The sequence below is a fragment of the Actinoallomurus sp. CA-150999 genome, from assembly GCF_050942425.1.
In the GTDB taxonomy this organism is placed as follows: Bacteria; Actinomycetota; Actinomycetes; order Streptosporangiales; family Streptosporangiaceae; genus Actinoallomurus.
Genome location: NZ_CP192063.1, coordinates 4914307 through 4936393, shown reverse-complemented (window position 1 = coordinate 4936393; position 22087 = coordinate 4914307). Strand labels below are relative to the sequence as shown.

General features: G+C 69.1%; 29 protein-coding genes and 1 tRNA gene. 7 read left to right on the top strand and 23 right to left on the bottom strand.

What is annotated here, in order from left to right; all coding sequences use genetic code 11:
- Window positions 1-4: 4 nt before the first annotated feature.
- Genes ACQP2O_RS23105 through ACQP2O_RS23035 form a run of 15 tightly spaced genes read right to left on the bottom strand, consistent with a single transcriptional unit; the run spans window position 5 to window position 6232 of the window.
- On the bottom strand, window positions 5-361 hold the full coding sequence (locus tag ACQP2O_RS23105; RefSeq protein WP_433188758.1) for a hypothetical protein: 357 nt from the start codon (window positions 359-361) through the stop codon (window positions 5-7).
- Entirely contained in the window at window positions 358-651 is a 294-nt protein-coding gene (locus ACQP2O_RS23100) for a hypothetical protein (protein ID WP_433188755.1), read from the bottom strand. Before ACQP2O_RS23100 ends, ACQP2O_RS23105 begins: the two co-directional genes overlap by 4 nt.
- Window positions 648-902 (bottom strand): hypothetical protein, encoded by a 255-nt coding sequence (locus ACQP2O_RS23095; protein ID WP_433188752.1) that lies wholly within the window; start codon window positions 900-902, stop codon window positions 648-650. The genes ACQP2O_RS23100 and ACQP2O_RS23095 overlap by 4 nt, the downstream gene beginning before the upstream one ends.
- Complete coding sequence (locus tag ACQP2O_RS23090) at window positions 902-1558, bottom strand: hypothetical protein (RefSeq protein WP_433188750.1); 657 nt, start codon at window positions 1556-1558, stop codon at window positions 902-904. Before ACQP2O_RS23090 ends, ACQP2O_RS23095 begins: the two co-directional genes overlap by 1 nt.
- Window positions 1559-1560: 2 nt before the next feature.
- Window positions 1561-1989 carry an ATP-binding protein gene (locus ACQP2O_RS23085; protein WP_433188747.1) on the bottom strand — a complete coding sequence of 143 codons (429 nt, stop codon included), beginning with the start codon at window positions 1987-1989 and terminating at the stop codon, window positions 1561-1563.
- Window positions 1986-2453 (bottom strand): Pycsar system effector family protein, encoded by a 468-nt coding sequence (locus tag ACQP2O_RS23080; protein WP_433188744.1) that lies wholly within the window; start codon window positions 2451-2453, stop codon window positions 1986-1988. Before ACQP2O_RS23080 ends, ACQP2O_RS23085 begins: the two co-directional genes overlap by 4 nt.
- Complete coding sequence (locus tag ACQP2O_RS23075) at window positions 2450-2710, bottom strand: hypothetical protein (protein ID WP_433188741.1); 261 nt, start codon at window positions 2708-2710, stop codon at window positions 2450-2452. Before ACQP2O_RS23075 ends, ACQP2O_RS23080 begins: the two co-directional genes overlap by 4 nt.
- Window positions 2707-3882, bottom strand: coding sequence for a hypothetical protein (locus ACQP2O_RS23070; protein WP_433188738.1), 1176 nt, complete (start codon window positions 3880-3882; stop codon window positions 2707-2709). The genes ACQP2O_RS23075 and ACQP2O_RS23070 overlap by 4 nt, the downstream gene beginning before the upstream one ends.
- Window positions 3879-4118, bottom strand: coding sequence for a hypothetical protein (locus tag ACQP2O_RS23065; protein WP_433188735.1), 240 nt, complete (start codon window positions 4116-4118; stop codon window positions 3879-3881). Before ACQP2O_RS23065 ends, ACQP2O_RS23070 begins: the two co-directional genes overlap by 4 nt.
- Window positions 4115-4399: a hypothetical protein gene (locus tag ACQP2O_RS23060; RefSeq protein ID WP_433188732.1), complete on the bottom strand. Its 285-nt coding sequence runs from the start codon at window positions 4397-4399 to the stop codon at window positions 4115-4117. The genes ACQP2O_RS23065 and ACQP2O_RS23060 overlap by 4 nt, the downstream gene beginning before the upstream one ends.
- Window positions 4396-4737: a hypothetical protein gene (locus ACQP2O_RS23055; RefSeq protein ID WP_433188729.1), complete on the bottom strand. Its 342-nt coding sequence runs from the start codon at window positions 4735-4737 to the stop codon at window positions 4396-4398. The genes ACQP2O_RS23060 and ACQP2O_RS23055 overlap by 4 nt, the downstream gene beginning before the upstream one ends.
- Window positions 4734-5120 carry a WhiB family transcriptional regulator gene (locus ACQP2O_RS23050; RefSeq protein ID WP_433188726.1) on the bottom strand — a complete coding sequence of 129 codons (387 nt, stop codon included), beginning with the start codon at window positions 5118-5120 and terminating at the stop codon, window positions 4734-4736. The genes ACQP2O_RS23055 and ACQP2O_RS23050 overlap by 4 nt, the downstream gene beginning before the upstream one ends.
- Complete coding sequence (locus ACQP2O_RS23045; RefSeq protein ID WP_433188723.1) at window positions 5117-5575, bottom strand: hypothetical protein; 459 nt, start codon at window positions 5573-5575, stop codon at window positions 5117-5119. The genes ACQP2O_RS23050 and ACQP2O_RS23045 overlap by 4 nt, the downstream gene beginning before the upstream one ends.
- A complete protein-coding gene (locus ACQP2O_RS23040) occupies window positions 5572-5778 on the bottom strand; it encodes a BldC family transcriptional regulator (protein ID WP_433188720.1) in 207 nt (68 codons plus the stop codon). Before ACQP2O_RS23040 ends, ACQP2O_RS23045 begins: the two co-directional genes overlap by 4 nt.
- Window positions 5779-5803: 25 nt before the next feature.
- On the bottom strand, window positions 5804-6232 hold the full coding sequence (locus ACQP2O_RS23035) for a hypothetical protein (RefSeq protein WP_433188717.1): 429 nt from the start codon (window positions 6230-6232) through the stop codon (window positions 5804-5806).
- Window positions 6233-6396: 164 nt separating this feature from the next.
- Here ACQP2O_RS23035 and ACQP2O_RS23030 point away from each other — a divergent pair, with 164 nt between their 5' ends.
- The 4 genes from ACQP2O_RS23030 (at window position 6397) to ACQP2O_RS23015 (ending at window position 9688) form a co-directional block, all read left to right on the top strand.
- The gene (locus ACQP2O_RS23030) at window positions 6397-7161 is read left to right on the top strand and encodes a GntR family transcriptional regulator (protein WP_433188714.1); all 765 of its coding nucleotides are present in this window, start codon (window positions 6397-6399) and stop codon (window positions 7159-7161) included.
- A gap of 46 nt (window positions 7162-7207) precedes the next feature.
- Entirely contained in the window at window positions 7208-8041 is an 834-nt protein-coding gene (locus tag ACQP2O_RS23025; RefSeq protein WP_433188711.1) for a protein phosphatase 2C domain-containing protein, read from the top strand.
- A complete protein-coding gene (locus ACQP2O_RS23020; RefSeq protein WP_433188708.1) occupies window positions 8038-8946 on the top strand; it encodes an NUDIX hydrolase in 909 nt (302 codons plus the stop codon). Before ACQP2O_RS23025 ends, ACQP2O_RS23020 begins: the two co-directional genes overlap by 4 nt.
- Window positions 8947-9175: 229 nt before the next feature.
- A complete protein-coding gene (locus ACQP2O_RS23015) occupies window positions 9176-9688 on the top strand; it encodes a DUF4145 domain-containing protein (RefSeq protein ID WP_433188705.1) in 513 nt (170 codons plus the stop codon).
- Between the two features lie 112 nt (window positions 9689-9800).
- Here ACQP2O_RS23015 and ACQP2O_RS23010 read toward each other — a convergent pair whose 3' ends face one another.
- The 5 genes from ACQP2O_RS23010 to ACQP2O_RS22990 form a co-directional block, all read right to left on the bottom strand.
- Entirely contained in the window at window positions 9801-11006 is a 1206-nt protein-coding gene (locus ACQP2O_RS23010) for a GTP pyrophosphokinase (RefSeq protein WP_433188702.1), read from the bottom strand.
- A gap of 138 nt (window positions 11007-11144) precedes the next feature.
- Complete coding sequence (locus tag ACQP2O_RS23005; protein ID WP_433188699.1) at window positions 11145-12497, bottom strand: hypothetical protein; 1353 nt, start codon at window positions 12495-12497, stop codon at window positions 11145-11147.
- Between the two features lie 289 nt (window positions 12498-12786).
- Window positions 12787-12882 (bottom strand) — tRNA-Sec (locus ACQP2O_RS23000).
- A 14-nt stretch (window positions 12883-12896) separates the two neighbouring features.
- On the bottom strand, window positions 12897-13601 hold the full coding sequence (locus ACQP2O_RS22995; protein ID WP_433188696.1) for a YidC/Oxa1 family membrane protein insertase: 705 nt from the start codon (window positions 13599-13601) through the stop codon (window positions 12897-12899).
- Between the two features lie 125 nt (window positions 13602-13726).
- The gene (locus tag ACQP2O_RS22990) at window positions 13727-13993 is read right to left on the bottom strand and encodes a DUF6412 domain-containing protein (protein ID WP_433188693.1); all 267 of its coding nucleotides are present in this window, start codon (window positions 13991-13993) and stop codon (window positions 13727-13729) included.
- A 288-nt stretch (window positions 13994-14281) separates the two neighbouring features.
- On the opposite strand from ACQP2O_RS22990, the gene selD reads away from it, so the two are divergent.
- From selD to ACQP2O_RS22975, 3 genes are all read left to right on the top strand, one after another.
- Window positions 14282-15289: a selenide, water dikinase SelD gene (gene selD / locus ACQP2O_RS22985; RefSeq protein WP_433188689.1), complete on the top strand. Its 1008-nt coding sequence runs from the start codon at window positions 14282-14284 to the stop codon at window positions 15287-15289.
- Between the two features lie 211 nt (window positions 15290-15500).
- A complete protein-coding gene (locus tag ACQP2O_RS22980) occupies window positions 15501-16142 on the top strand; it encodes a trimeric intracellular cation channel family protein (protein WP_433188686.1) in 642 nt (213 codons plus the stop codon).
- A gap of 150 nt (window positions 16143-16292) precedes the next feature.
- Complete coding sequence (locus ACQP2O_RS22975) at window positions 16293-17066, top strand: LppU/SCO3897 family protein (protein WP_433188683.1); 774 nt, start codon at window positions 16293-16295, stop codon at window positions 17064-17066.
- Window positions 17067-17087: 21 nt separating this feature from the next.
- Here the strand turns inward: ACQP2O_RS22975 and nrfD are convergent, their stop codons facing one another.
- From nrfD to fdh, 3 genes are read right to left on the bottom strand one after another with little or no spacing between them, the layout of a single operon-like run.
- The gene (gene nrfD, locus ACQP2O_RS22970) at window positions 17088-18020 is read right to left on the bottom strand and encodes an NrfD/PsrC family molybdoenzyme membrane anchor subunit (RefSeq protein WP_433188680.1); all 933 of its coding nucleotides are present in this window, start codon (window positions 18018-18020) and stop codon (window positions 17088-17090) included.
- On the bottom strand, window positions 18020-18856 hold the full coding sequence (locus ACQP2O_RS22965; protein WP_433188677.1) for a 4Fe-4S dicluster domain-containing protein: 837 nt from the start codon (window positions 18854-18856) through the stop codon (window positions 18020-18022). Before ACQP2O_RS22965 ends, nrfD begins: the two co-directional genes overlap by 1 nt.
- 2 nt (window positions 18857-18858) lie before the next feature.
- Window positions 18859-22071 (bottom strand): formate dehydrogenase, encoded by a 3213-nt coding sequence (fdh, locus tag ACQP2O_RS22960; RefSeq protein ID WP_433188674.1) that lies wholly within the window; start codon window positions 22069-22071, stop codon window positions 18859-18861.
- Window positions 22072-22087: the final 16 nt, after the last annotated feature.

Below are 22087 nucleotides of genomic sequence, written 5' to 3'. Positions count from 1 at the left end.
GGGGTTACTCGTCGTTGAAGTCGAACTTCTTGTTGCGGCGAGGCCGGGGGTTGATGACCTCGGCGAACTGGATGCGGAACTCGCTGTTGAAGCGCACGGCCTCGGTCGCGATGCCCTGGCCGAGCTCGGCAGCGCGCCTGAGGCGGCGGGCGACCTTGCGCGCCCGCATCTTCACATCGATGCCGAACAGCAGCGGGTGGCCCGACTGGGCCGCCAGCACCGCCTTGATCTCTTCGGATGCCGCTTCGAACTCGGCGGCCAGGTCCCGGCCGAGCGCCCGGGCCTTGCGGGAGTACTCAGCGATGGACTGGGCGCCCTTGAACTCGATGACCTCGAGTTCGGGGATGCGGTTCCTGCTCAACGGGTCTCCTTCCGCTGGGGCTGGTCGTCGACGAACTCGCCGTCGTAGACGGCCTGGACGACGGTGGTGCAGTCGCTGGCGGGCCCGTAGCGGCCCTGGCGGTAGGCGTCGCGGATCACGCCGCCGATTTGGCGGGCGCACCAGGCCAGGGGTGGGATGCCGAACAGCGCGGCCAGGTAGTGGTCGACCGCGCTGACCAGCAGTACGACCACGGACCAGATCCCGCGGGCGATCCCGCGCACGTCGAAGCGGCGGGGCTCGGCGTCGGTGATGAGGGGGATGTGGTTCATCGCCGGGCCCCCTTCCGCGATCGGCCGTGGCGGGCCGAGCCGATGCTGATCCGCACCGGGCCGAGTCGCAGCACCGGCCGCCGCACGTAGGTGCCGAGCACGATCCCGCCGGCCACGCAGGAGATGACCAGGGCCGGGGTGTGCGGGCAGCGCAGGTAGTGCGAGGTCAGCGCGATCCAGGTGATCCCGCCGGCGATGAAGGCGACCGCGAACGTGTCGACGACTTTCGGGACGCGGAGTTTGCGGGCCATCAGCGCTCATCCCCACGAGGGAGGGCGGGCAGGCCGGTCTCGCGGACCAGGGCCGGCCACAGCCTCCACAGGCTCGGGCGGCACCGGTAGCGCGGGCCGAGACGGTGTGCGTGCCGGTGCCCGCTGGTGAACAGCCGCTGACCGGTGGCCTTGCAGCGGAACATCGAGGCCCAGCGGATCCGGCGGCGCGGAAGCCGCGGTCGGTACGGGGCCTGAAGCTGGGACAGCGGGTACCAGGCGGTGGTGGTGGCCTGGGGGTCCTTGGTCCAGGTCAGGACGAGGACCCAGATGCCCGCGCCGTACTCACCACCTGAGTCGGTCCAGTCGAGGGCGATGCCGACTTGGACCTCGGTGCCGGTGACGACCGTGACCGGCCGGTGCGGGCCGTACCAGCGGCGCCCGGCGGACCAGGAACGCGGCGACCAGGACGGTATCCGCAGCTCATAGCGGGCCTGGATCCAGTTCGCGGGTAGGTCCAGCAGGGTTACGACGCCGAGGCCGGCCAGCATGGCGACCGCCGCGCCGTGGCGGACCGGGATCTCCAGGTGGGCGACGGTGACGCCGACCGCGCCGATCGCCGCGAATACGGCCGTGATCGTCGAGCGGGAGATGGTCTGTCGACGGAGCGTGCGGGCGAGCATGTCGAAGTTGTTCATAGTCAGGCCCCCTTGGGGTCGGCCGGAAGGGTGAGGCGGAACCACGCGACGTGGCATCCGTTGGGGTCGTCGTAGGACCCGTAGTCGCTGGTCAGCGTCTTGACGATGCGCAGGCCCTGCCCGCCGCAGCGCTCCAGCTCGACCGGCCGTTCGGTCTCGGGCAGCGGGCCCTCATCGACCACCAGGACCTGGAGGATCGAGGCGGACCATCCGGCCCACACGTCGAACTTGTCGTTGCGGGAGCGGCTGTACAGGACGGCGTTGGCGGCCAGCTCGTCGACGGCCAGGACCGCGTCCTCGACGTCGAAGCCGGTGCCGGCGAGCGCCTGGGCGAGGAACACCCGCACCTCGGCGACCGAGGCCGCGTCGCCCTGGAACGTCTTGCGGGCGACGTGCGGGAAGGTCTGCTGGACCATCGTGGGGGCGGTCATGCGATCACCGCCTCGACCAGCGCGGCGGCGACGCACACAACCGCGGCCAGGACCAGGTCGACCGCCAGGCGAAGCCCGAGGTACTTGCGGTTGACGATCTCGGACAGGGTCCGCAGGTCCTCGGCCGCGAACCGGGTCCGCTTGATCTCGTTGGCGTGGGCCAGGCCCTCGATCTGCGCAGTGGTCATGGCCGCGTACCGGCGGAACCCGGTGGTGCCCAGACGGGGCCGCAGCACCGTCAGCAGCGCCAGGGCCGCACCGGCCATGAGCAGGGTCGCCGTCCCCACCAGCCACCAGCACGGATTGGCGAAGTCACTGCCTTTGAGCGAGGCGATCAGCAGCGCGAGCGCCGCACCGGCCAGGCCGGCCAGCGTGGAGCACTTGCCGTCGACGCGGGCCAGCTCGCCGCGCACGGCAGCCAGCTCGGCCTCCAGCAGCGACGGCGTCGTGGTCGGCGTGGTCATGACCGCTCACCTCCTCCCAGGGCGGCTTCCACCAGGGCGCCGCACTCGTGTGCCTGGGCCAGCAGCTCGCCCGGGGTCGCTTCCGGCGGCGGGAGCTGCCCGCGCTCCTCCAGGAGGCAGGCGATGTAGCCGGTCGGGTCTAGCTCCCCGCGCCGGGCGGCCGCGACGGCCGCGCGGGCGTGGGCGAGCAGTTCGGCGTGCTGGCACTCCAGCAGGCGCAGCCGCTGACGCATGTCGGTACCGGTGACCGTCGTCATGACCGCTCACCCCCGACCCCGGCCAGTTCGGTGGCCTCGGCCGCGTCGTGGGCCGGGTCGGCGTCTTCGGTGTCGTTTCCGCGTGCGGGAACGCTGGTGGAATCCGCATCCGGCGAAGCAGGGGCGTTCCGCGTGGCCTCCGCACGGACGGCCTGCGGAGTCTCCGCGCGGGTTTGGTCGCTGTCCGGTGCGGAATCCGCGGACGAGTCCGTGTCGTCCTCAGGGGCGTCCGCGCGGAGCACGGTGTGGCGGGCGTCGCGGACGACCTCCTCACACCAGCGGCGCTTGTAGCCGGTGTGCTCCATGAGCTCCGGATAGTCCGGACGCCACTTCTCACCAGCACGAATGGCCTCGCGGATCTGCTCGGCCAGCTCGGCCACCAGCGCATCCCGGTCGACCGGCGGAGCCCCGTCCGCGGACCTGACAGCGTTTCCGCTCCCGTTTCCGCTTGCGGGAACGCGGGCGAGGGGACGTGCGGAATCCGCATGCGGCGCGGGCTGCGGAAATTCCGCGCGGACCGGCGCGTGCGGATTGTCCGTGCGGGTCTCGTCCGCACACGGTGCGGGCTCGGTGCGGGACTGCGTGCGGATCTGCTGCCTGTCGTCCGTGGCGGACGGTGCGGAATCCGCGCGGGTCTGCTCCAGAGCGGTGCGCCGTTCGGCGGCCTGCTCGTAGGCGACCGTGACGGCCTCGGTGATCTTCTGGCGAATTGTCACGACCGCCTCGGCGGCGCAGAACACGATCGCCACGGGTACTGAGTGCTGCAGGATCTTCGCCGGGTTCAGCGCGGCCCAGGCCGACCACGTGTTCATCGCGTACGTGCCGCTGAGCGCGACCCACTTGGTGGTCCGGACCCAGCCGCCGGCCTCCAGTTTGTGCCGGTTGATGACCTGCTCGCCCATCAGCACGCCGATAAGGACGAGGGAGACCATCGGGTCCAGCAGCCAGGCGGTGGTCCACGGCAGCGTCCACTTCTTGGCGTCGCCGGCGGCGAAGTGCGCGACGTTGGCCATCGTGAACAGCAGCCCCAGGACCATGCCGGTCCAGATGAGGCGGTCGACCCAGCCGCGCACTCGCTCGACGCGCAGCGCGACGACGTCCGGGTCGGTCTGGTAGGCCCGCACTTCGGCGGCCGCCTTGGCGGCCTGGGCGAGCTTGGCAGCCTTCGTCATGCCGGCACCTCCCCCGCGATGCGGTTCGGCTCGGCGGAGAAGAACACCACCGGGAGGCCGGCCAGCTCGGGCGGGAAGTGCTTCTGCATCCACGCGAAGATGTGGGCACGAGTGGCCGGGTCGAAGGCACCGGTCGTGGTCCGGGTCTGTGCCCGGAAGATGCCGTCCACGTTTCCCTGGACGGTCATGACGACGAAGAACTCGATCTGCTTATGGGTGGTGGTCTGCTTGCTCACTGGTGCACCTCCTTGCGGGCCAGCGCGGCGATGGCCCGGGGGACGGCCGTCTGGAGTCGGACCAGGGCCAGGCGGCACCTGCTGACTTGGCCGATCAGCTCGGCGGCCAGCGCGAAGGCGCACGGCGGGCAGTACACGGCCGCATTGGTGCTACGGCCGACCAACCACGTCGAGCATTTCTGGATCGGCCGACGGTCATCGCACCGGTCGCAGACCGCGGCCCACTCGCCGAGGCGGCCCAGGTCGGGCAGCCCGTTCGGAAGGCGGAGGGGGATGATCACGAGGCACCCCCTGCGGCCTCGGGCGTCTCGTCCAGAGCGCGTGGGACCCAGGTCCCGTTCGTCCACTCCGGGTCGCTGGGCTGGTACCGGGCGAGCTTGGTCAGCTCGCGCCAGTAGTAGTGGCGGCCCTGGTGATGCCACAGCTCCGGCTGAACGGTGGCCAGCCAGCGGCGGATGATCTCTCGGCCGATCCGCTCAGCCAGCTCGCCGGGAGTCTCGGTGGCGAAGCCGTCCTGCGGGTTGGCCTGGGCGACGTGCCAGCAGGTCACCAAAAACGCGTCGCTGTAGCCCTCCAGGCCCGCTACGTCGATCTCGATGCTGATCACGCGCTTGGTCATGCCGACACCTCCTCCGCCTGGTCACGCAGACGGGCGGCGTGAGCGCGGCGCCGGCGGGCGCGGATCAGCGCCTGGCGCTCCCACGGCGCGCGGCCGCCGAAGACGCCGTGCGGGATCACGAACGGCCGCGACTCGGCCCGCAGGGCCAGCTCCAGGCACTCAGCGATGACCGGGCAGCCGCCGCACAGCTGTCTGGCCACGGCCTCGTACTTGGTGCGCGCCTCGGGGTACTTGACGTCCGGCTCCGGCGGGAACCACTCGTTGGTGGCCAGGCCCGAGCAGTCACCCAGGGCGACGCGGTGACGCAGCACGGAGGCCGGCAGCGCGGTGACGTCGTCGCCGATGCCCCGGTCGACGGAGCGCGGGTAGGTCTGGCGTGTCATCGGTCTTCACCTCCCGCCCGGGCGATCGCCGCGGCGTGCTCGGCCTCGCTGAGCCCGAATGCGCCGTCGCTGGTTTGGTGCAGGTGCCGCTGGCCGTCGGCCCACGACCGGTAGGCCTCGCGTACGGCCTGCTCGTCCTCACCGAGCGCCTGGGCGATCTGCCGCCAGCTCGCGCCGGCCTTGACGGCCTGGTCGACGTGGGCCGGGTGCCGGAAGTGCCGGCCGATCGCGTCGCCGAGCGCCAGCACCTCCAGGTGCTCGGCGAGCGTCAGCGGCGCGCAGTCCGCCGCGTCGCCGTGGCGGGTCGGGTCGTACTGGTCGCGCTCCTTGAGCGCCGCGATCGATCGGGCGTACAGATCGCGCCAGGTCAGCTCCTGGAAACGCTCCATCTGATCGGGCAACGAGTGCCCGACGTCGCTCTGCCGGGTGATCGGCTCGTGAGGGTGCCGCGTCATCGGTCGGCCCCCTCGGTCTCCTCCAGGAGTGCGCGGACGGCAGACTCCCTGAACCGGCGGTGACCACCCGGCGTCCGGACGCTCCGGATCCGGCCGGCCGCCGCCCAGCGCGTCACGGTCTTCGGATCAACGCGGAAGGCCTCTGCGACCTCGGCCGAGGTCATGAGCCGTTCGGGCTGGAACGGTTCGGCTACGGTGGGCATGGGTCGATCTCCATTCGTTGGGAACTCAGCTCGACTCGATGGGCGGCTCCGGTGTGCCAGCACCGGAGCCGCTGTCGTCAGTACGCTGCGGTACGGAGATCAGCTCAGCGAGACGCTGGGCTTCCTCGAGCTCGCAGGTCACATGAATGCGGAAGTCGCGATAGCCGTGCTCGACCGCTACGGCGCATCCGAAGACCATCCGTCCGGGATGGGATTCCTGCGCCTGGTACAGCTCCTCGACCGCCTCACGCGCGGCGAGGCGGGCGTCTTCGTGGGGCTGCCACGGCCCGACGACGCGAGAGAGGTTGCCGAGCCATTCCTGCCCGTCGGGGCCTTCATAGACCAGCGACGCACCTTCCGCGCGGATCGCTCGTACGCAGCGGAGCGGCTTTCCCCTCTTCTGCCAGGGGCGGAGCGCGTATAGGCCGCCGGGCTCAACGTCCTTGCCGTGCACATCGACCTCACGGGAAAACGGGGGCTAATCGGACAGAAAGCTCATCGAGAACAGCTACCCCATCTCGGTACCTCACTAGTGAGGTTGTGAGCTTGCAGGCACGGTAACCCTCTGACGGCACCCGGGTCAACAACCTCGCTAGTGAGGTTGCGTAGGATGTGAGGATGATCGACCCGACGGACCCGCGCTCTCCCTCCCGGCAGATAGCGGATGACCTGCGCAACGACATTCACAGCGGTGCGCTCGAACCCGGTGCCCGGCTGCCTTCTGAACGCGAACTCGTCGAGCGGTACGGGACCTCGGCACAGACAGCCCGCCAGGCCGTGAGCCTCCTGAAGACCGAAGGGCTCGTCGTCGGCATGCCGGGGCGCGGCGTGTTCGTGCGGGAACGCCCTCCCGTCCTCCGCGTGGGATCCGACCGCTACGCGCGATGGCGTCGCGACCAGGGCAAGGCACCTCTCCAGGCAGAAGTCGAAGAGCTCGGACTGAAGTGGCGCCAGGAGGTCACCGAACTCGCCGAAGTCCCCGCGCCGGAATGGGTGGCGAAGTGGTACGACCTCGCGCCCGAGACGCCGGTGTTCGTCCGCCGACGGCGCTTCTGGATCGATGACCACCCATCACAGCTCGCCGACAGCTACTACCGACTCGACCTGGTGACCGGCACACGAATCATGGAGGAGCGCACCGGGCCCGGCGGCGGCTACAGGGTCCTGGAAGAGCTCGGCTACCCGCTCACCCGGGTCCGTGAAGAGATCGCTCTGCGGATGCCGACGCCGGATGAGGTCCGTGCGTTGCGGCTGGAGCCCGGCACGCCTGTCGCCGAACTGCACCGAGTCTCGTTCTCGAACGACAAACCGATCGAGCTTCTGCAGGGCATCCTGGCCGGCGACCGGTACGTTTTCTGCTACGAAATGCCGGTGACGGACTGAGGCTGGAGGAACGCCGGATGACACATCGCGCAGGGAGGCCTGGCGAATGAGGCCGCCAGCGCGCGTTCACATCGCCGAGCGCCCAGGGGAAGATGGCCGGTCCGAAGACCGCGTCTTCGCCGCCGACAATGCGGTCGTTGTCCTGGACGGCGTCAGCCCGCTGCGCTCGGACGGAGATCGCAGCGGCTGGTACCCCGACGCGCTCGGTCAACGCATCCTCGAACTGCTCGAAGTCGATCCGGCCGCCGAACTCCCCGATGTCCTCGCCACCGCCATCGACCACGTCGCCAAGAAGCACTCCCTCATCCCTGGGAAAGCGCCGGCGAGCACGGTCTCGATCGCCCGGTGGGACGACGACCACATCGAATGCCTGGTCCTCGGCGACAGCCCCATCGTCGTCTTCGGCCGCGACGGAGGCACTGACGTTCTTCGCGACAGCCGCCACGACGTGGTCGTCGCCGGGCTGCGGCGCGACGCCGGTCAGCACATCGACGACCTGCAGGAGCTTATCCGCGCCACACGGCCAGCCAAGCTTGCGCGCATGAACCGTCCCGACGGCTACTGGATCGCCGAAGCGACCCCAGAGGCCGGCCATCGCGCCATCGTCCGCAGCTGGCCCACTGAAGACGTACGCGCCGTCCTGGCTGTCACCGACGGCGTCAGCTGCGGCATCGACGAATATCACGTCCCACCGTCCTGGCCATCGGCATTGGCCCTCGCTCTCACCGATGGACTGGAGGCGCTCGTCGACACTGTCCATAAGGCGGAAGCCGGAGACCCTAACTGCGAGCGCTGGCGCCGCCCCAAGACACACGACGACAAGGCAGCCGCCCTCATCGCCTTCCCCGAGCCGAAGCCGAGCGAGGATGAGACGAGATGAGCGACCTTCCTCGCCACTCGGTGGCCGTCGCCGGCATCGTCATCGACGACTGCGGCAGGGCGCTGCTCGTCCGCCGACGCGACAACGGCCGCTGGGAACCTCCAGGCGGCGTCCTGGAACTGGACGAAACCATCACCGACGGGCTCCGCCGCGAAGTCAAAGAAGAATCCGGACTCACCGTCGAGCCCGAAGCCCTCACCGGCGTGTACAAGAACATAGCCCACGGCATCGTCGCGCTGACCTTCCGCTGCCGCGCCCTCGGCGGCCAGCTCACAACGAACCCCGAAGCTGACGCATTCCGCTGGGTCTCACCCGATGAAGTCGCCGCGCTGACGACAGAAGTATTCGCCTACCGGGTGCTGGACGCCTACCGCGCTAGCGCTGCACCGGCCATACGTACACATAATGGGGTCACCTTGCTTCGCCCTGAAGAAGCGCGAACGAGGACGTTCACCGTCGGCGAGAAGCACGGCTACCCAGCCAGCCTTCCCCGTCACTCCGTCAGCGCGGGCGCCGCTGTAGTGAGAGAAGACGGCCGTATTCTCGCGATCAAGCGAGCGGACAACGGCGCCTGGGTGCAACCAGGCGGCATCGTCGAACTCGACGAAGACCCCCGCGACGCCGTCCGACGGGAAGTTCTCGAAGAGACCGGAGTCCACGTCGAGCCCGAGGTGCTCACCGGCGTCTACAAGAACATGAAGCGCGGAATCGTCTCACTCGTCTTCCGCTGTCGGCCACTATCCGGTGAGCCGCATCCGACCGAGGAGGCCGCCGCCGTCGCATGGCTCGATCGCGACGCGGTCACCGGCCGAATGGCAGAGGCATTCGCCGTCCGTCTACTCGACGCGCTTGATAGGGGCTGGCCGTACGTGCGAATCCATGACGGCGAGCGGGTCCTCGGCTAGGTCGCCGCCAGATCTCCGGCCGTCAAAATCGTTCTGAGGAAACGATGAGGCGCAATATGGCATGGATGGTGACATCTTGGAGCCAACGCGCGATAATACTCATATGTCGAACGAGACAGGCGATCCCCAGGCACGTGCGTTCATCTGCCCGGACTGTGAGAAGCCGTCCCTAGCCCAAAATCGAGGCCGCGCTTTCGATGGGCGGTATAGACAGTTCCCAAATAATATAGTGCAGCTTCCTACAGAGTACAATCTGGAACAGTGCGGAAGTTGCGGCGGGGTCTCTGTTTCGGTTCGCGAAGACTACGGCGATGGCATCGAGCACGGCGATTACTACACCATTTATCCGGGAACTCCAAATCTGAGCTTCGAAGTTCCCGAGGCGCTACGACGAGAATACAACGAGGCGACGAGCTGCTTTAAAGCCAAAGCATACACGGCCGCCGTGGTTATGGTTCGCCGAACACTTGAGGGCACATGCAAGGAAAACAATGTACAAGAGAGAACGCTAGCCAGAAGTCTTGAGAAACTTAAAGAATCCGGCCTAATAAATGATACTTTGGCTGAATGGATGGATGCGCTACGAGTAGTCGGCAATGAAGGCGCACACTACACTGGCCAGCCTGTCGCCAGGGTGGATGCTGAAGATGCTCTCGCCTTCACCGAGGCGCTCCTAGATCACATTTATGTATTGCGAAAACGGTTCGAGCAATTTAAAGCTAGACGCGAACAGGGCAAGTAAGAAGACCAGCCGACCCGCTTCCCGGAAGGGAGTTTCTGGCGCTAGAACACATTGAGGCATATTGCGGCACGATTATGCGAAAACCTAGCGACAGATGAAAGACGCGAACGACTCAGCCTCGGACTGCCTCCACGAGCTCCAGGTACTTTTCACGGTCGAGCTCATATTTATCCCAACTATCCTCACTGAAAACCTTACGGAAGGCCTCCTTCGCAACGCCTCTCGCAACAAACAATCTACTCGAAAGACGCACTTCAAAGGCCGCACTTATGCCCGCCTTGCTGGATTCTCTCCGCTCAGAAGAAACTGCTTTCAAGCTCAATGGGAGTTCTTCTCTGATAAAGCTATCAAAGCCGTATAGGCTATCTATGCTCACCGCCCGCAATGCGATAAGAAGCCTATGCCGCACCAGTTCTCGCTGTTCATCGGAGAGGGCGGATTCGTCTGACAGAAGATGCCCCGAGCTTTCCATTGCAGCCCTGGCCGCCGCAACCGTCGGATGATATTTAAGGTAGGCATCAAGCGAAAGCTTGTTGAGCGGAAGGTCAAAATTTCCACCTTGAATCCCTGCAGCATATTCGCTGCTGATACGAGAGCTCTCTCGGCGAATTCCCGATAGCTGCTCATCCGCTAGTTCAAATAGCGCGCTGAGTCGAAACAGTCGCCGTCGCAGTTCAGACGGGATTTCGCGGGACGACTTGTAGTCAAGCTTATGATTGACGGCCGCCCACGCATGTTGCAGCGCAGTTCGAACCTGGATCTCAAATCTGATCCCCTTGTATGGCTTCCACTCTGGCAGATCCTCCCTCGCCTCAGAAATGGAAGCTACGAAATGGACCGAGACATAACCGAAGCGATCAGGGTCTAGCAAATGGCTTTTGTTGATAGAATTTTCAGCATCAATTCGAAATTCTCGCTCGATTAGCTTGCCAATCAATGCCACATCCTCAACATAGTGTGTTATCACTCGGACGCCGACAAGATCAGTCATGTCGTCGAGTGGATTAGAATAACGCTGCCCCTTTCTCTGGACTTTTTCGACAAAACTCGCCACCTCTTTGGTTCTTGTGTCCAGCTGTATTATATCAACTTCCGACCTGCGAATAAGGTCCGTAATAAGCGCCTCGAGGCGCAATTTGAACGATTCGTACTGTCCCCGAGCAAGTCGATATTTCTCGCCCCAATCTTCTGCGTGCCGAGATCGCTCGCCCTCAAATCCAAACGTATCGCTACCCAGATTCTCCGGGTCCATCGAAGCTTCATTTGCCACTTCAAAAACGCCTTCACCGTCGGCTGGATCTGTCACGATTACCCGCATCCCATCTGTGATCATAGAAAAACCGGATACCAGCCATCATCTCAAAGTGTCCTGGCGCAAGCAGGTGAATCGCGGAAGATCCCGCCTGAGCGGGCAATCTGAGTCGCGGATGTACGTGATCTCGGACAGTCGAAAGGCCTAGGCCAAGCGAGCCAGGCCCCGTTGGACGAAAATCTCGTCGCGCTCAGCATCGGTACGCGCGTTAAGGAGCGCTCGGGCGAGGGCGCTGTAGCGGGCGACGTCGACGTTCGGTTTCATCGCCTCGACCGTCGGCACGTCGACGCAATCCGGTGACGGCTCACTAGTTTCGTCGATCTTGAGCTCGCACGTCAGCGCAGAGCGCCATGCCCTCGCCCGAGTGTCCGGTTGACGTTGGTCGCAGGCCTTGCAGGTAGCGTCCAGGTCGAGCTGGTGGCCGTCCTCGCAGCGGACGTCCGGGCAGTCGATGCCCCGGCGGGCGAGCCGGATCGCGACAGCCACCGGGTCATGTACCGGCTCTCTCGCGCTGATCCGGTAGCGCCAGTGCTCCCAGTTGCGGGCGATTCGGTCGGCCAGCTCGGCCGGGCTGCGGTGCTCCAGCTCCGCGGCGATTGCCGACAGCACCCGCCGGGAGCCGTGCTCAGGAATGTGCCGGATCAGCTCGACAGGCAGCGTCCGGTACAGCTCGGAGGCCGCGCGCGGCACCCGCCGCTGTGGCCGCTTCGGCGTCGGTCGTCCCTTGCGCGGAGTCTTCGGCTTCCCGACCTCGGCCGTCGCGCGCGCCCGCGCGTAACGGCGGGTCTGTTCGCCTACGGCGGGAACCGCCGGTGCCTCCTCAACTGGTGTCTCCTTGATGGGTGACTCCTGTGGAGGGCCGGAAACTGCAAGGGGTTCCTGCCGGTTCTTGCCCGGGGTGAGTGCCGCCATATGCGAGGGGTCCTGACGCGGCTGGACGCGCCGCCGACCCTCGCGGACGTAGGTCTCGGCGACGCCGGCGGCCTCGTCGACGTCGAGGACGACGCGGATCGACAGCCAGCCGCCGGGCCGCTCGGTCACCTCGACAAGCCCGGCGCCCTCCAACTCGGCCAGACGGCGGCGTCCGGTGGCCGCCGAGGCTCGCAGGACTGCCCCCAGACGGCCCGCCGTGCTGTCGAAGGCCTGCGGTCGACCCTCGCGACAGGCGCGATCGACGCACGCCGCATACAGCCTCCAGGCATCCGGAGAAACGCGGCCGACCGGGCGACGCCGCCCGGCCCACACTAGGTCCAGCGTCCAGGACGGTGTCGGCGCGAAGGCCTCGCCGGTCTCCCCCGGCAGCCGAAGGACCGCGTGCTTCACGCTGCGCTTCGCACCCCGCGGAGCCGACCGGGACAGGTACGGCCCGCCCGCCGCAGATGCCAGGAGCTGGCGGCGCGCGTCGTCGAGCGCGGTCGTCGACGTCCCGGCCCGCTCGGCGACGAACCGCCGGCGGGCGATCGCCGGGACGCGGCCGCCACCGAGCCCGTGCGGCATGAGCGTTTCGTAGGTCGCCCAGACCCACACGGCCAAGGCGCTGTGCCCGGAGGAGTACAGCAACGATCGAGGGATCTGGACGTAGCCACGAGGCGCCGCAGCCCGGGCGGCGGCCGCCGTCACTTGGCCCCCCCCGCCTGGCAGGCCAGGCAGAGGAAGATCATTCCGCGTATATTCCGCGCCTGCTGGCACGGGCAGGCCGAGGCTGGCACAGCATGGCACCCGCTGCGGCCTGCACAACGCGCGTCGACAGGGACGTTTTCCCTGGTCAGCGGGACATTAGGGGAAGTGGCGGAGGCGTACGGGAATCGAACCCGCCGACGACGCCGAGCGCCGTCCAAAGGTTTTGAAGACCTCGGGGGCCACCAGGCGCCCTCCCGCCTCCGCCGCTGAGCCTACTCATCCCACGGTGGTGCCACGCCAGAGAATGGCGCGTTCGGCTGCGCTCCACGCGGTGGAGGTCAGCAGGTACAGGCCCGCCGCGAGTGGAACGTACGCGGCGACCAGGACGGTGCCGAACGGCAGCAGGCGCATGACCGCCCCGATGGCTCCCGGCTGAGGAGTCTGCCCCGCGAACATGCGGCGCGACGTCCACCAGGCGACCATGGCCAGCAGGACGAAGACGGCGAGGAAGACCAGGCCGTGCGGGCCGAAGGCGCCCGCCGACAGCAGCCAGCGCCGCCCGAGCGGCACGCCGAAGAGCGTCTGGGCGAGCAGCAGGTTGGCGTGGCCGCCGACGGACGGGGACAGGAACAGCCGGTAGACGACGGTGAAGACGGGCAGTTGCAGCAGGGCGGGGCCGATGCCGGCGAACATCGACGTGCCTTCGGCCCGGTACAGCGCGGTCACCTCCTGGTGGGCGCGCAGGGGGTCGTCGCGATGGCGTCTCCTCAGTTCTTCGACCTGAGGGGCGAGCCGGAGGCGGGCTCGGCCGGCGGCGGCCTGGCGGCGGCTCAGGGGAAGCAGTGCGAGGCGGACGGCGGCGGTGAAGACGACGATCGCGAGGGCGGCGCTGAGGCCGCCGGTGAGCGGGTGGAGGGCGGAGGTCAGTCCGGTGACGAGGTCGTACGCGACGCGGACGGCGCCGTCGAGAACAGCGAGCATGGGAGAAGAGCCCCTTCGAGCAGATCGTGGACAGGCGGAAGGGCCGCGCCCGTCACCGGTGTCCGCCGCGTACGCAGACGCGGCAGGCATCAGTGATCAAGAAACGGCGGCGAGAACGCCTCGTCTCACGGGGCTCGGACGCGCGGGCGGCCGGGTGCGTCGGGATCGCGGAGCCGTACGAGCGCGGAGCGGCCCGCGCGGTCGCGGAGCGCGGCGGCGCGTACGGGCGTGTCCGCGGCGATCGCCGTCGGGGCATGGTGGACGGCCAGGACGATGAGCCCGGCGACGGCCAGGGTCGCGGCCACGAAGAGGACGGCCGACGGGGTGAGCGCGTCGGTGAGATCCCACCACGCGAGCATTGCCGCGACGGCTGCCGCGAGTACCCGGGCCATGCCCTGAATGACGCACTTGATCCGCGCCCGGTTCCCCACGAATCCGATTTATCAGGCTCGGTTCCCGTGGACCCCCGATGTCCCCGGCCCGCTTTCCATGGATCCAGTGCCCCGGCCCGGTCCCATGGATCCAGTGCCCGGCCCGCTTCCCACGGATCCAGTGCCCCGGCCTGGTCCCATGGATCCGATGTCCCCGTCCGGCTCCCCGTGGATCCCGTGTCACCGGACCGGTTCCCGTCGATCCGGTGTCCCGGGCCCGGGAGACGGCCGCGCGGTAGGTTTCGCGGTATGGGAGAGAGCGGAGCGCTCGGGGCGACCTACCGTCTGACGCAGTACGCGCACGGCGGCGGATGCGCCTGCAAGATCCCGCCCGGGGAGCTCGAGGAGGTCGTGGCCGGGCTCATCGACGCGGAGCGCCCGGACGATCTGCTCATCGGGCTGGACGACGGCGACGACGCCGCGGTCGTGCGGATCCAGGGCGACCGGGCGGTGGTGGCCACCGCCGACTTCTTCACGCCGGTCGTCGACGATCCGTACGACTGGGGGCGGATCGCGGCGGCGAACGCCCTGTCGGACGTGTACGCCGTCGGCGGCGTCCCCGTCGTCGCGGTGAACCTTCTGGGCTGGCCCCGGGACACGCTTCCGATGGAGCTCGCGCGGGAGGTCCTGCGCGGGGGGCTCGACGTGGCGCGCGAGGCCCGCTGTCACGTGGCGGGCGGGCACAGCGTGGACGACCCGGAGCCGAAGTATGGGATGGCCGTGACGGGGCTGGCGGATCCGGGGCGGCTGTTGCGCCTGGACGCCGGGCGGCCGGGCACTCCGCTGTCCCTCACCAAGCCGCTCGGGATCGGGGTGCTGAACACCCGGCACAAGGCGACGGGCGAGGTCTTCCCGGAGGCCGTCGCGGCGATGACGACGCTGAACGCCGAGGCGTCGCGGGCCGCGCTGGAACGCGGTCACCGCTGCGCGACCGACGTGACCGGCTTCGGCCTCCTGGGGCACCTGTACAAGATGGCGCGGGCGAGCGGCGTGACGGCGGTGGTGGACTCCGCGGCCGTGCCCTATCTGGAGGGGGCGCGGGAGGCCGTCCGCGCGGGATACGTCTCCGGGGGGACGCGCCGCAATCTGGCGTGGGTGACGCCGCACGCCGACTTCGGCGGGGTGCCGGAGGAGGACCGGCTGCTGCTGGCCGACGCCCAGACCTCCGGCGGGCTGCTCGTCGCCGGTGAGGTGCCCGGCGCGCCGGTGGTGGGCGAGCTCATCGCCCGGGGGCCGGACGCCCTGGTCGTCCGGTAGCACGATCCCGGGGGGCCGGACGCCCTGGTCGTCCGATAGCACGCCCCCCGGAACACCCTGGTCGTCCGATAGCACGCCCCCGCACACCCTGGTCGTCCGATAGCACGACCCCCGCCGGAACGCCCTGGTCGTCCGCTGATGCGTTTCCGTACGTCACCGAGGCGGTACCCCGTGTGGCCGGTTCGGGGGCGGACACGGCATGATCCCAGCTGTGAGCTCCGTGCACGGTACCGACGTGGAGTACGTCGCCGACCTCGCCGGGATCTTCGTCTTCGCGATCACCGGCGCGCTGGTCGGCGTGCGCAAGCGTTTCGACGTCGTCGGCATGGCGGTGCTCGCGGAGATCACCGCGCTGGGTGGCGGGGTGCTGCGCGACCTGGTCATCGGGGATGTGCCGCCGGCGGCGTTCCGGGATCTGGGGTACACGACCGTCCCGCTCGTGGCGACCGCGCTGACCGTCGTCTGGCATCCGCATCTGGAACGCATCCGCCGAATCGTGCTGGTGCTCGACGCCGCCGGGCTGGGGCTGTTCAGCGTGGCGGGCGCGACGAAGGCCCTCACGTTCGGGCTGGGATCGCCGGCCGCGGTCGCGCTGGGGGTGACGACGGCGATCGGCGGCGGCATCCTGCGCGACGTGCTGGCGCGCGAGGTGCCGAACGTCCTGCACGATCGCCAGCTGTACATCGTCCCCGCTCTCCTGGGTGCGACGACCGCCACGATCGCGTACGGTCTGGGCGCGCGCGGATACGTCGTGACGCTCGTCACGGCCGCGCTGGCGTTCGGGGTCCGGCTGCTGGCGATCCGGCTACGGTGGCGAATGCCGCGGGCGCGCGGCATTCAGGACCGCACGTGAAACGTTCCTGTCCGGCTTCGGTCAGGCGCGGATCAGTGGGATCCAGGAGCCGAAACCTAACGTCTTAGGTTAAAGCCGGTTTGCACAGCGGGCCGCAGACTAGTTGGCTAGTACAGCTTTGTGGGGTTATGCAACGAGGGGCGGTTGTCCGTGCACGAATCACCTGAGGGCTACGGCCAGGGGCCGTACTCCAACCAACCGCAGGGTCAGGGCGGCTACCCTCCCCAGCAGCCGTACCCAGGTCAGCCAGGTCAGGGCTATGGGCAGGGCCAGCAGCCCTACCCGGGCCAGGGGGGCTATCCCGGCGAAGGCCAGCAGTCGCCGTACTACCCGAACGACCCGCAGCAGCCGTACGGCGCTCAGCCGCCCGGGGGTCAGCCGCCCGGCGGCGGCTGGGGCGGAGGCGGCGGGTACGGCCCGTCGGAGCCGGGCGGACCCGGAGGCTGGGGGCCGCCGCCGGGGGGAGGCCGGAAGAACAACGGGCCGGTCATCGTCGTGTCGATCGTGGCCGCCCTGGTCGTCCTCGGGGGTGGCATCGCGACCGCCGTGGCGCTGAGCGGCGGCGATGACAAGAAGAAGCCGCCGATCGCCGTCAGCACGTCGCCGCTGCTGCCGACCACGTCGCCGACGGGGGGCTACCCCACGGTCGATCCGTCTGAAAGCCCTTCGGTGCCCACGTCCTCGCCGACGCTGGACGCGGCTGCGACGGCGCAGCCGGGTGACTGCGTCAAGAACACCGGCTCGTCGACGAAGCCGCACCTGGAGGACTCGAGCTGTCACTCGGGCGTCTACAAGGTGCTCAAGCGGTACAGCGGCACGTCCGACTGGGACAAGTGCAAGAGCGTCCCGGGCTACACGGCGGCGTACCGCCGGCGCAACACCTACACCTTCATGAGCTTCGTGCTCTGCATGAAGAAGCTCTGACCTGCGGACGGGGCCCGGCGCTCATGGGACGGTACGGCGCTCGCGCTGCGGGACGACGGTGTACTTCGGATCCTCGGCCGAGGTGTGCCCGGCGTACAGCACCGCGAAGCGGGTGCACAGCGCGCCTCCGGTGAGCGACAGGCCGGCGAGGACGCCGGCCAGCCGGCTCCGCCCCGCCGCGAGAGTGCCGGCCGCTCCGACCGCGGTCAACGCGCGCCCGCAGCGCATCAGGACGCCCGCGCGTCCGATCCGGTACGGCTCGGAGATCAGTTCCGGCCGCTCGCGCATGCCGACGCCGCGCTCGAGGGCCCCGGCGGCCGCCAGTTCGAGTCCGGCGCCGAGCAGTGCCATCCGGCGGGCCGGCCCCGATTCGCCGCGCGGCGTGGCGATCATGCCGATGGCGCCGCCGCTGGCCAGTGAGCTGCCGGTGAACAGCAGCGGCAGGTGGCGGTAGGCCTCGTGCCAGGCGGGCACGGCCGTGTCGGCCAGCACCACGCCCGTGTAGGTCGCCACGATCGGCCCGGTCACTGCCGAGGCCATGCCCGCCGCGCGGCCCAGCGACGGGGCGATCCCGGTGACGGCGGAGGCCGCCGCCGCCATCGTGAAGCCGCCCTGCCCGGCGAGGACCCAGGAGCCGACGCTCATCGGCGAGGTGGGCTTGAAGACCCGCAGCATGTTGAAGAACCGCTCCGGACGGCCGAGCTCGGCGACGAGTACCCCGGCACCCGCCGTGCCCGCCGCCGCGGCCGTGAGCCTGCCGGTCAGCGCGAGCCTGCGCCGTCCGGTCGCGTCAGCCAGCGCCGCCATCGTCGAGGAGGCGCCCGACAGCCCGCCCAGGTAGAGGTAGACGGGCATGTGCGGAGCCTTCCAGCGCGGCTTCTTCAGCACCGGGCGGCCGTAGTAGGAGCGGAACTCCGCGCGCGGAACCATGCGCTCCTCGCGGCCCCGCGACATCAGCGCCTCCCGAGGAACGACAGGGCCGCTCCCCCCGCCAGGGCGAGTGCGGCGCCGCCGGCCCACCGCCACATGGCGGGCAGGTCGCGGGTGGTGACGACCGGGTCCGGCGGCAGTCCGTACACCTCGGGCTCGTCGAGGAGCAGGAAGAACGCGCCCGCGCCACCGACTCCGTCGTTCTCGTCCTCGCCGTAGAGGCGCGCCTCGGTCACGCCGTCCTCGTGGAGCGCGTCCAGGCGGGTCTGGGCGCGTTCTCGTAGTTCGTCGAGGGGACCGTACTGGATGGAGTCGGTCGGGCAGGCCTTGGCGCAGGCGGGTTCGAGACCGTCACCGGTCCGGTCGTAGCACAGGGTGCACTTCCAGGCGCGGCCGTCGTCCTCGCGGCGGTCGATGACGCCGTACGGGCAGGCGGACACGCAGTAGGCGCAGCCGTTGCAGATGTCCTCCTGCACGACGACCGTGCCGAGCTCGGTGCGGATCAGCGCGCCGGTGGGGCAGACGTCGAGGCACGCGGCGTGGGTGCAGTGCTTGCACACGTCGGAGGCCATGAGCCAGCGGGTCCCGTCACCGTCGCCGACCTGATGCTGCCGGGTCTGCTCGACGAACGCGACGTGCCGCCACGTGCTCGCGCCGAGCGCGCCGGTGTTGTCGTACGACATGCCGGTGAGCGTGAAGCCGTCGTCGGGGACGGCGTTCCACTCCTTGCAGGCCACCTCGCACGCCTTGCAGCCGATGCAGACGGAGGTGTCGGTGAAGAATCCCCGGCGCTCGGGCGGATCGGGGTAGCCGGCGTCCTCGGCGACGTCCGGGAGCGGTCCGTACAGGCTGTTGCTCATGGTCAGTCCTCCGGGATCCCGGCCATGCGGCGGTAACGGCGCACCAGGGCGCGCAGGGCCGGGCCCTGCGGGCGGCGACCGGGCTGGATGTCGCAGGTGGCCGCCTTGCTCTCCTGGATGTGGGTGTTCGCGTCCAGCACGATCGGCAGCAGGTCGTTGGCCGAGTCGCCGCGGACGACGCCGGCGGAGCCCCAGTGGTACGGCAGCCCGACCTGGTGGATGACGCGGCCGTGGACGCGGAGCGGCCTGACGCGGTCGGTGACGAGGATCCGGGCCTCGATGGCGGTGCGCGCGGAGATGATCGTCGCCCAGTCGCCGTGGACGAGGCCGCGTTCGGCGGCCAGTTCCGGCGACACCTCGCAGAACATCTCCGGCTGCAGTTCGGACAGGTACGGCAGGAACCGGCTCATGCCGCCCGCGGTGTGGTGCTCGGTGAGCCGGTAGGTCGTGACGACGTACGGGTAGACGTCGCCGCCGACGGGGTTGTAGCGGTTGCCGGGACGCGGGTAGACCTGCCGCGTCGGGTTCGCCTGCTGCCCGTACAGCAGGTTGCGCACCGGCGACTCCTGCGGCTCGTAGTGGGCGGGCAGCGGTCCGTCGACCAGGCCGCGCGGGACGAACAGCCAGCCCTTGCCATCCGTCTGCATGATGAACGGGTCGGTCCCGGCCAGGGCGGCCTCGGCGGTGGCGCCGGGCGGCGGTTCGTACGACGGCGGCTTGGTCTTCTCGAAGTCGGGGACGTCGTGGCCGGTCCACTGCTCGCCGTCCCACCAGACGTAGGCCTTCCGCTCGCTCCACGGGCGGCCCCGCGGGTCGGCGGAGGCGCGGTTGTAGAGGATGCGGCGGTTGGACGGCCACGCCCAGCCCCACTCGGGCGCGACCCAGGACTGCTCCGAGCCGGGCTTGCGTCGGGCGGTCTGGTTGACGTCGTCGGTGAAGCAGCCGGAGTAGATCCAGCAGCCGCTGGTCGTCGAGCCGTCCTCCTTCAGCGCGGTGAACCCGCTGAGTGTCCTCCCCTCGGCGTCGTATCCGTTGATCTCGCGAAGGACCGCCTCCGCGGACGGGTCGCGGTACGGGCCCTCCTCCGGGTAGTCCCAGGTGAGGTCGAGGACGGGCCGGTCGATCGGGTCGGCGGAGCCGGCCAGCCGCTCGCGGATCCGCAGGCCCAGGTGGTACATGAACCACAGGTCGCTGCGGGCGTCGTTCGGCGGGTCGAGCGCCTTGTGGTGCCACTGCAGGAGACGCTGGGTGTTGGTGAACGTCCCGTCCTTCTCCACGTGGGAGGCCGCGGGCAGGAAGAACACCTCGGTGCCGATCTCCTCCGGGGTCCACTCCCCCGACTCGATCTCCGGGCCCTCCTTCCAGAAGGTCGCGCTCTCGATGAGCTGCAGGTCCCGGACGACCAGCCAGTCGAGGGAGGCGAGCCCGAGACGTTGCAGCCGACCGGCCGCCGAGCCGACGGCGGGGTTCTCCCCCATGAGGAAGTAGCCCTTGACCATGCCGTCGATCTGGTCGAGGACGGTCTGGTACGTGCCGTGGTCGCCGGTGAGGCGCGGCAGGTAGTCGAAGCAGAAGTCGTTGTCCTCGGTGGCGGCGTCGCCCCACCACGCCTTGAGAAGGCTGACCATGTAGGCGCGCTTGCGCCCCCAGAAGCCGGTGTCCCCCGCGGCGCGTTCGAGGTAGGTGTCGAGGTCCTCGTGGTGGTGGGCGTACGGCATCGGCAGGTAGCCGGGCAGGATGTTGAACAGAGTGGGGATGTCCGTGGAGCCCTGGATGCTCGCGTGGCCGCGCAGCGCGAGGATGCCCCCGCCGGGCCGCCCGATGTTGCCGAGCAGGAGCTGCAGGATCGAGGCGGTGCGGATGTACTGCGCGCCGACCGTGTGCTGGGTCCAGCCGACGCTGTACACCCAGGCGGTGGTGCGGTCCGGCCCCGAGTTCGCGACGACCGTGTCGGCGAGTTCGGCGAAGTCGCGCCGGGAGATGCCGCAGACCTGCTCGACCATCTCCGGCGTGTAGCGCGCGAAGTGCCGCTTCAGCACCTGGTAGACGCAGCGCGGATGCTGAAGCGTCTCGTCGCGGTGCTCGGCGGGACCGGTCCGCGCTGCGGTCGCCTCGTACGTCGCGCCGGGGCCATGCTCGTGGGTGATGCCTGATGAGGGCCGGTGCGGTTCCTGCTCCTCGCGCGCTCCGGCCGCGGGCGCCGTCTCCTCACCGCCGTCGGCGTACGCCCAGGTCTCCGGGTCATAGGAGTGGGTGTCGGCGTCGTAGCCGGAGAACAACCCGTCGAGGTCCTCGGTGTCCCGGAAGTCCTCGTTCAGGAGGACCGCGGCGTTGGTGTAGCGCAGGACGTACTCGCGGAAGTCGTGGCCGCCGCTCAGCACGTGGTTGATCAGCGCGCCGAGCAGGACGATGTCGCCGCCCGCGCGGATCGGCAGGTGCCGGTGCGCCATCGCGCTCGTGCGGGTGAACCGCGGGTCGATGTGGAAGATCCGCGCCCCGCGCGCCTTCGCCTCCATCACCCACTGGAACCCGACCGGATGGCACTCGGCCATGTTCGAACCCTGGATGACGATGCAGTCGGCGTTGGCGAGGTCCTGCTGGAACGTCGTCGCGCCGCCGCGCCCGAAACTGGTCCCCAGACCGGGGACGGTGGCGGAGTGTCAAATACGGGCCTGGTTCTCGATCTGGATCGCCCCCAGCGCGGTCCAGAGCTTCTTGATGAGGTAGTTCTCCTCGTTGTCGAGCGTGGCGCCGCCGAGGTGCGCGAAGCCCATCGTGCGCCGGACCTTCTTGTCCTCGACGGTGTCCTGCCAGCCATCCCGGCGAGCCTCGAGCACCCGGTCGACGATCATGTCCATCGCCTCGTCGAGGCCGAGCGGCTCCCACTCGGTGGTATGCGGCCGGCGGTACAGCACCGTGGTCTGCCGAGTCGGCGACGTGACGAGTTGCTTGCTGGCCGAGCCCTTCGGGCACAGCCGGCCGCGGGAGATCGGCGAGGCGGGGTCCCCCTCGATCTGGACGACCTTCTCGTCCTTGACGTAGACCTTCTGCCCGCAGCCGACCGCGCAGTACGGGCAGATGGAGTCCGCTACTCGGTCGGCCGTCTCGGTGCGCGCGACGAGGGCGTCCGTGCGCCGGGAACGCGCCGCCCGGCCCCGCCCCAGCCGGTCGGCGCCGGTGAGCTGGCGGATCACCGGCCAGGCGTCGATGCCCACGTCCGCTCGTCGCCCC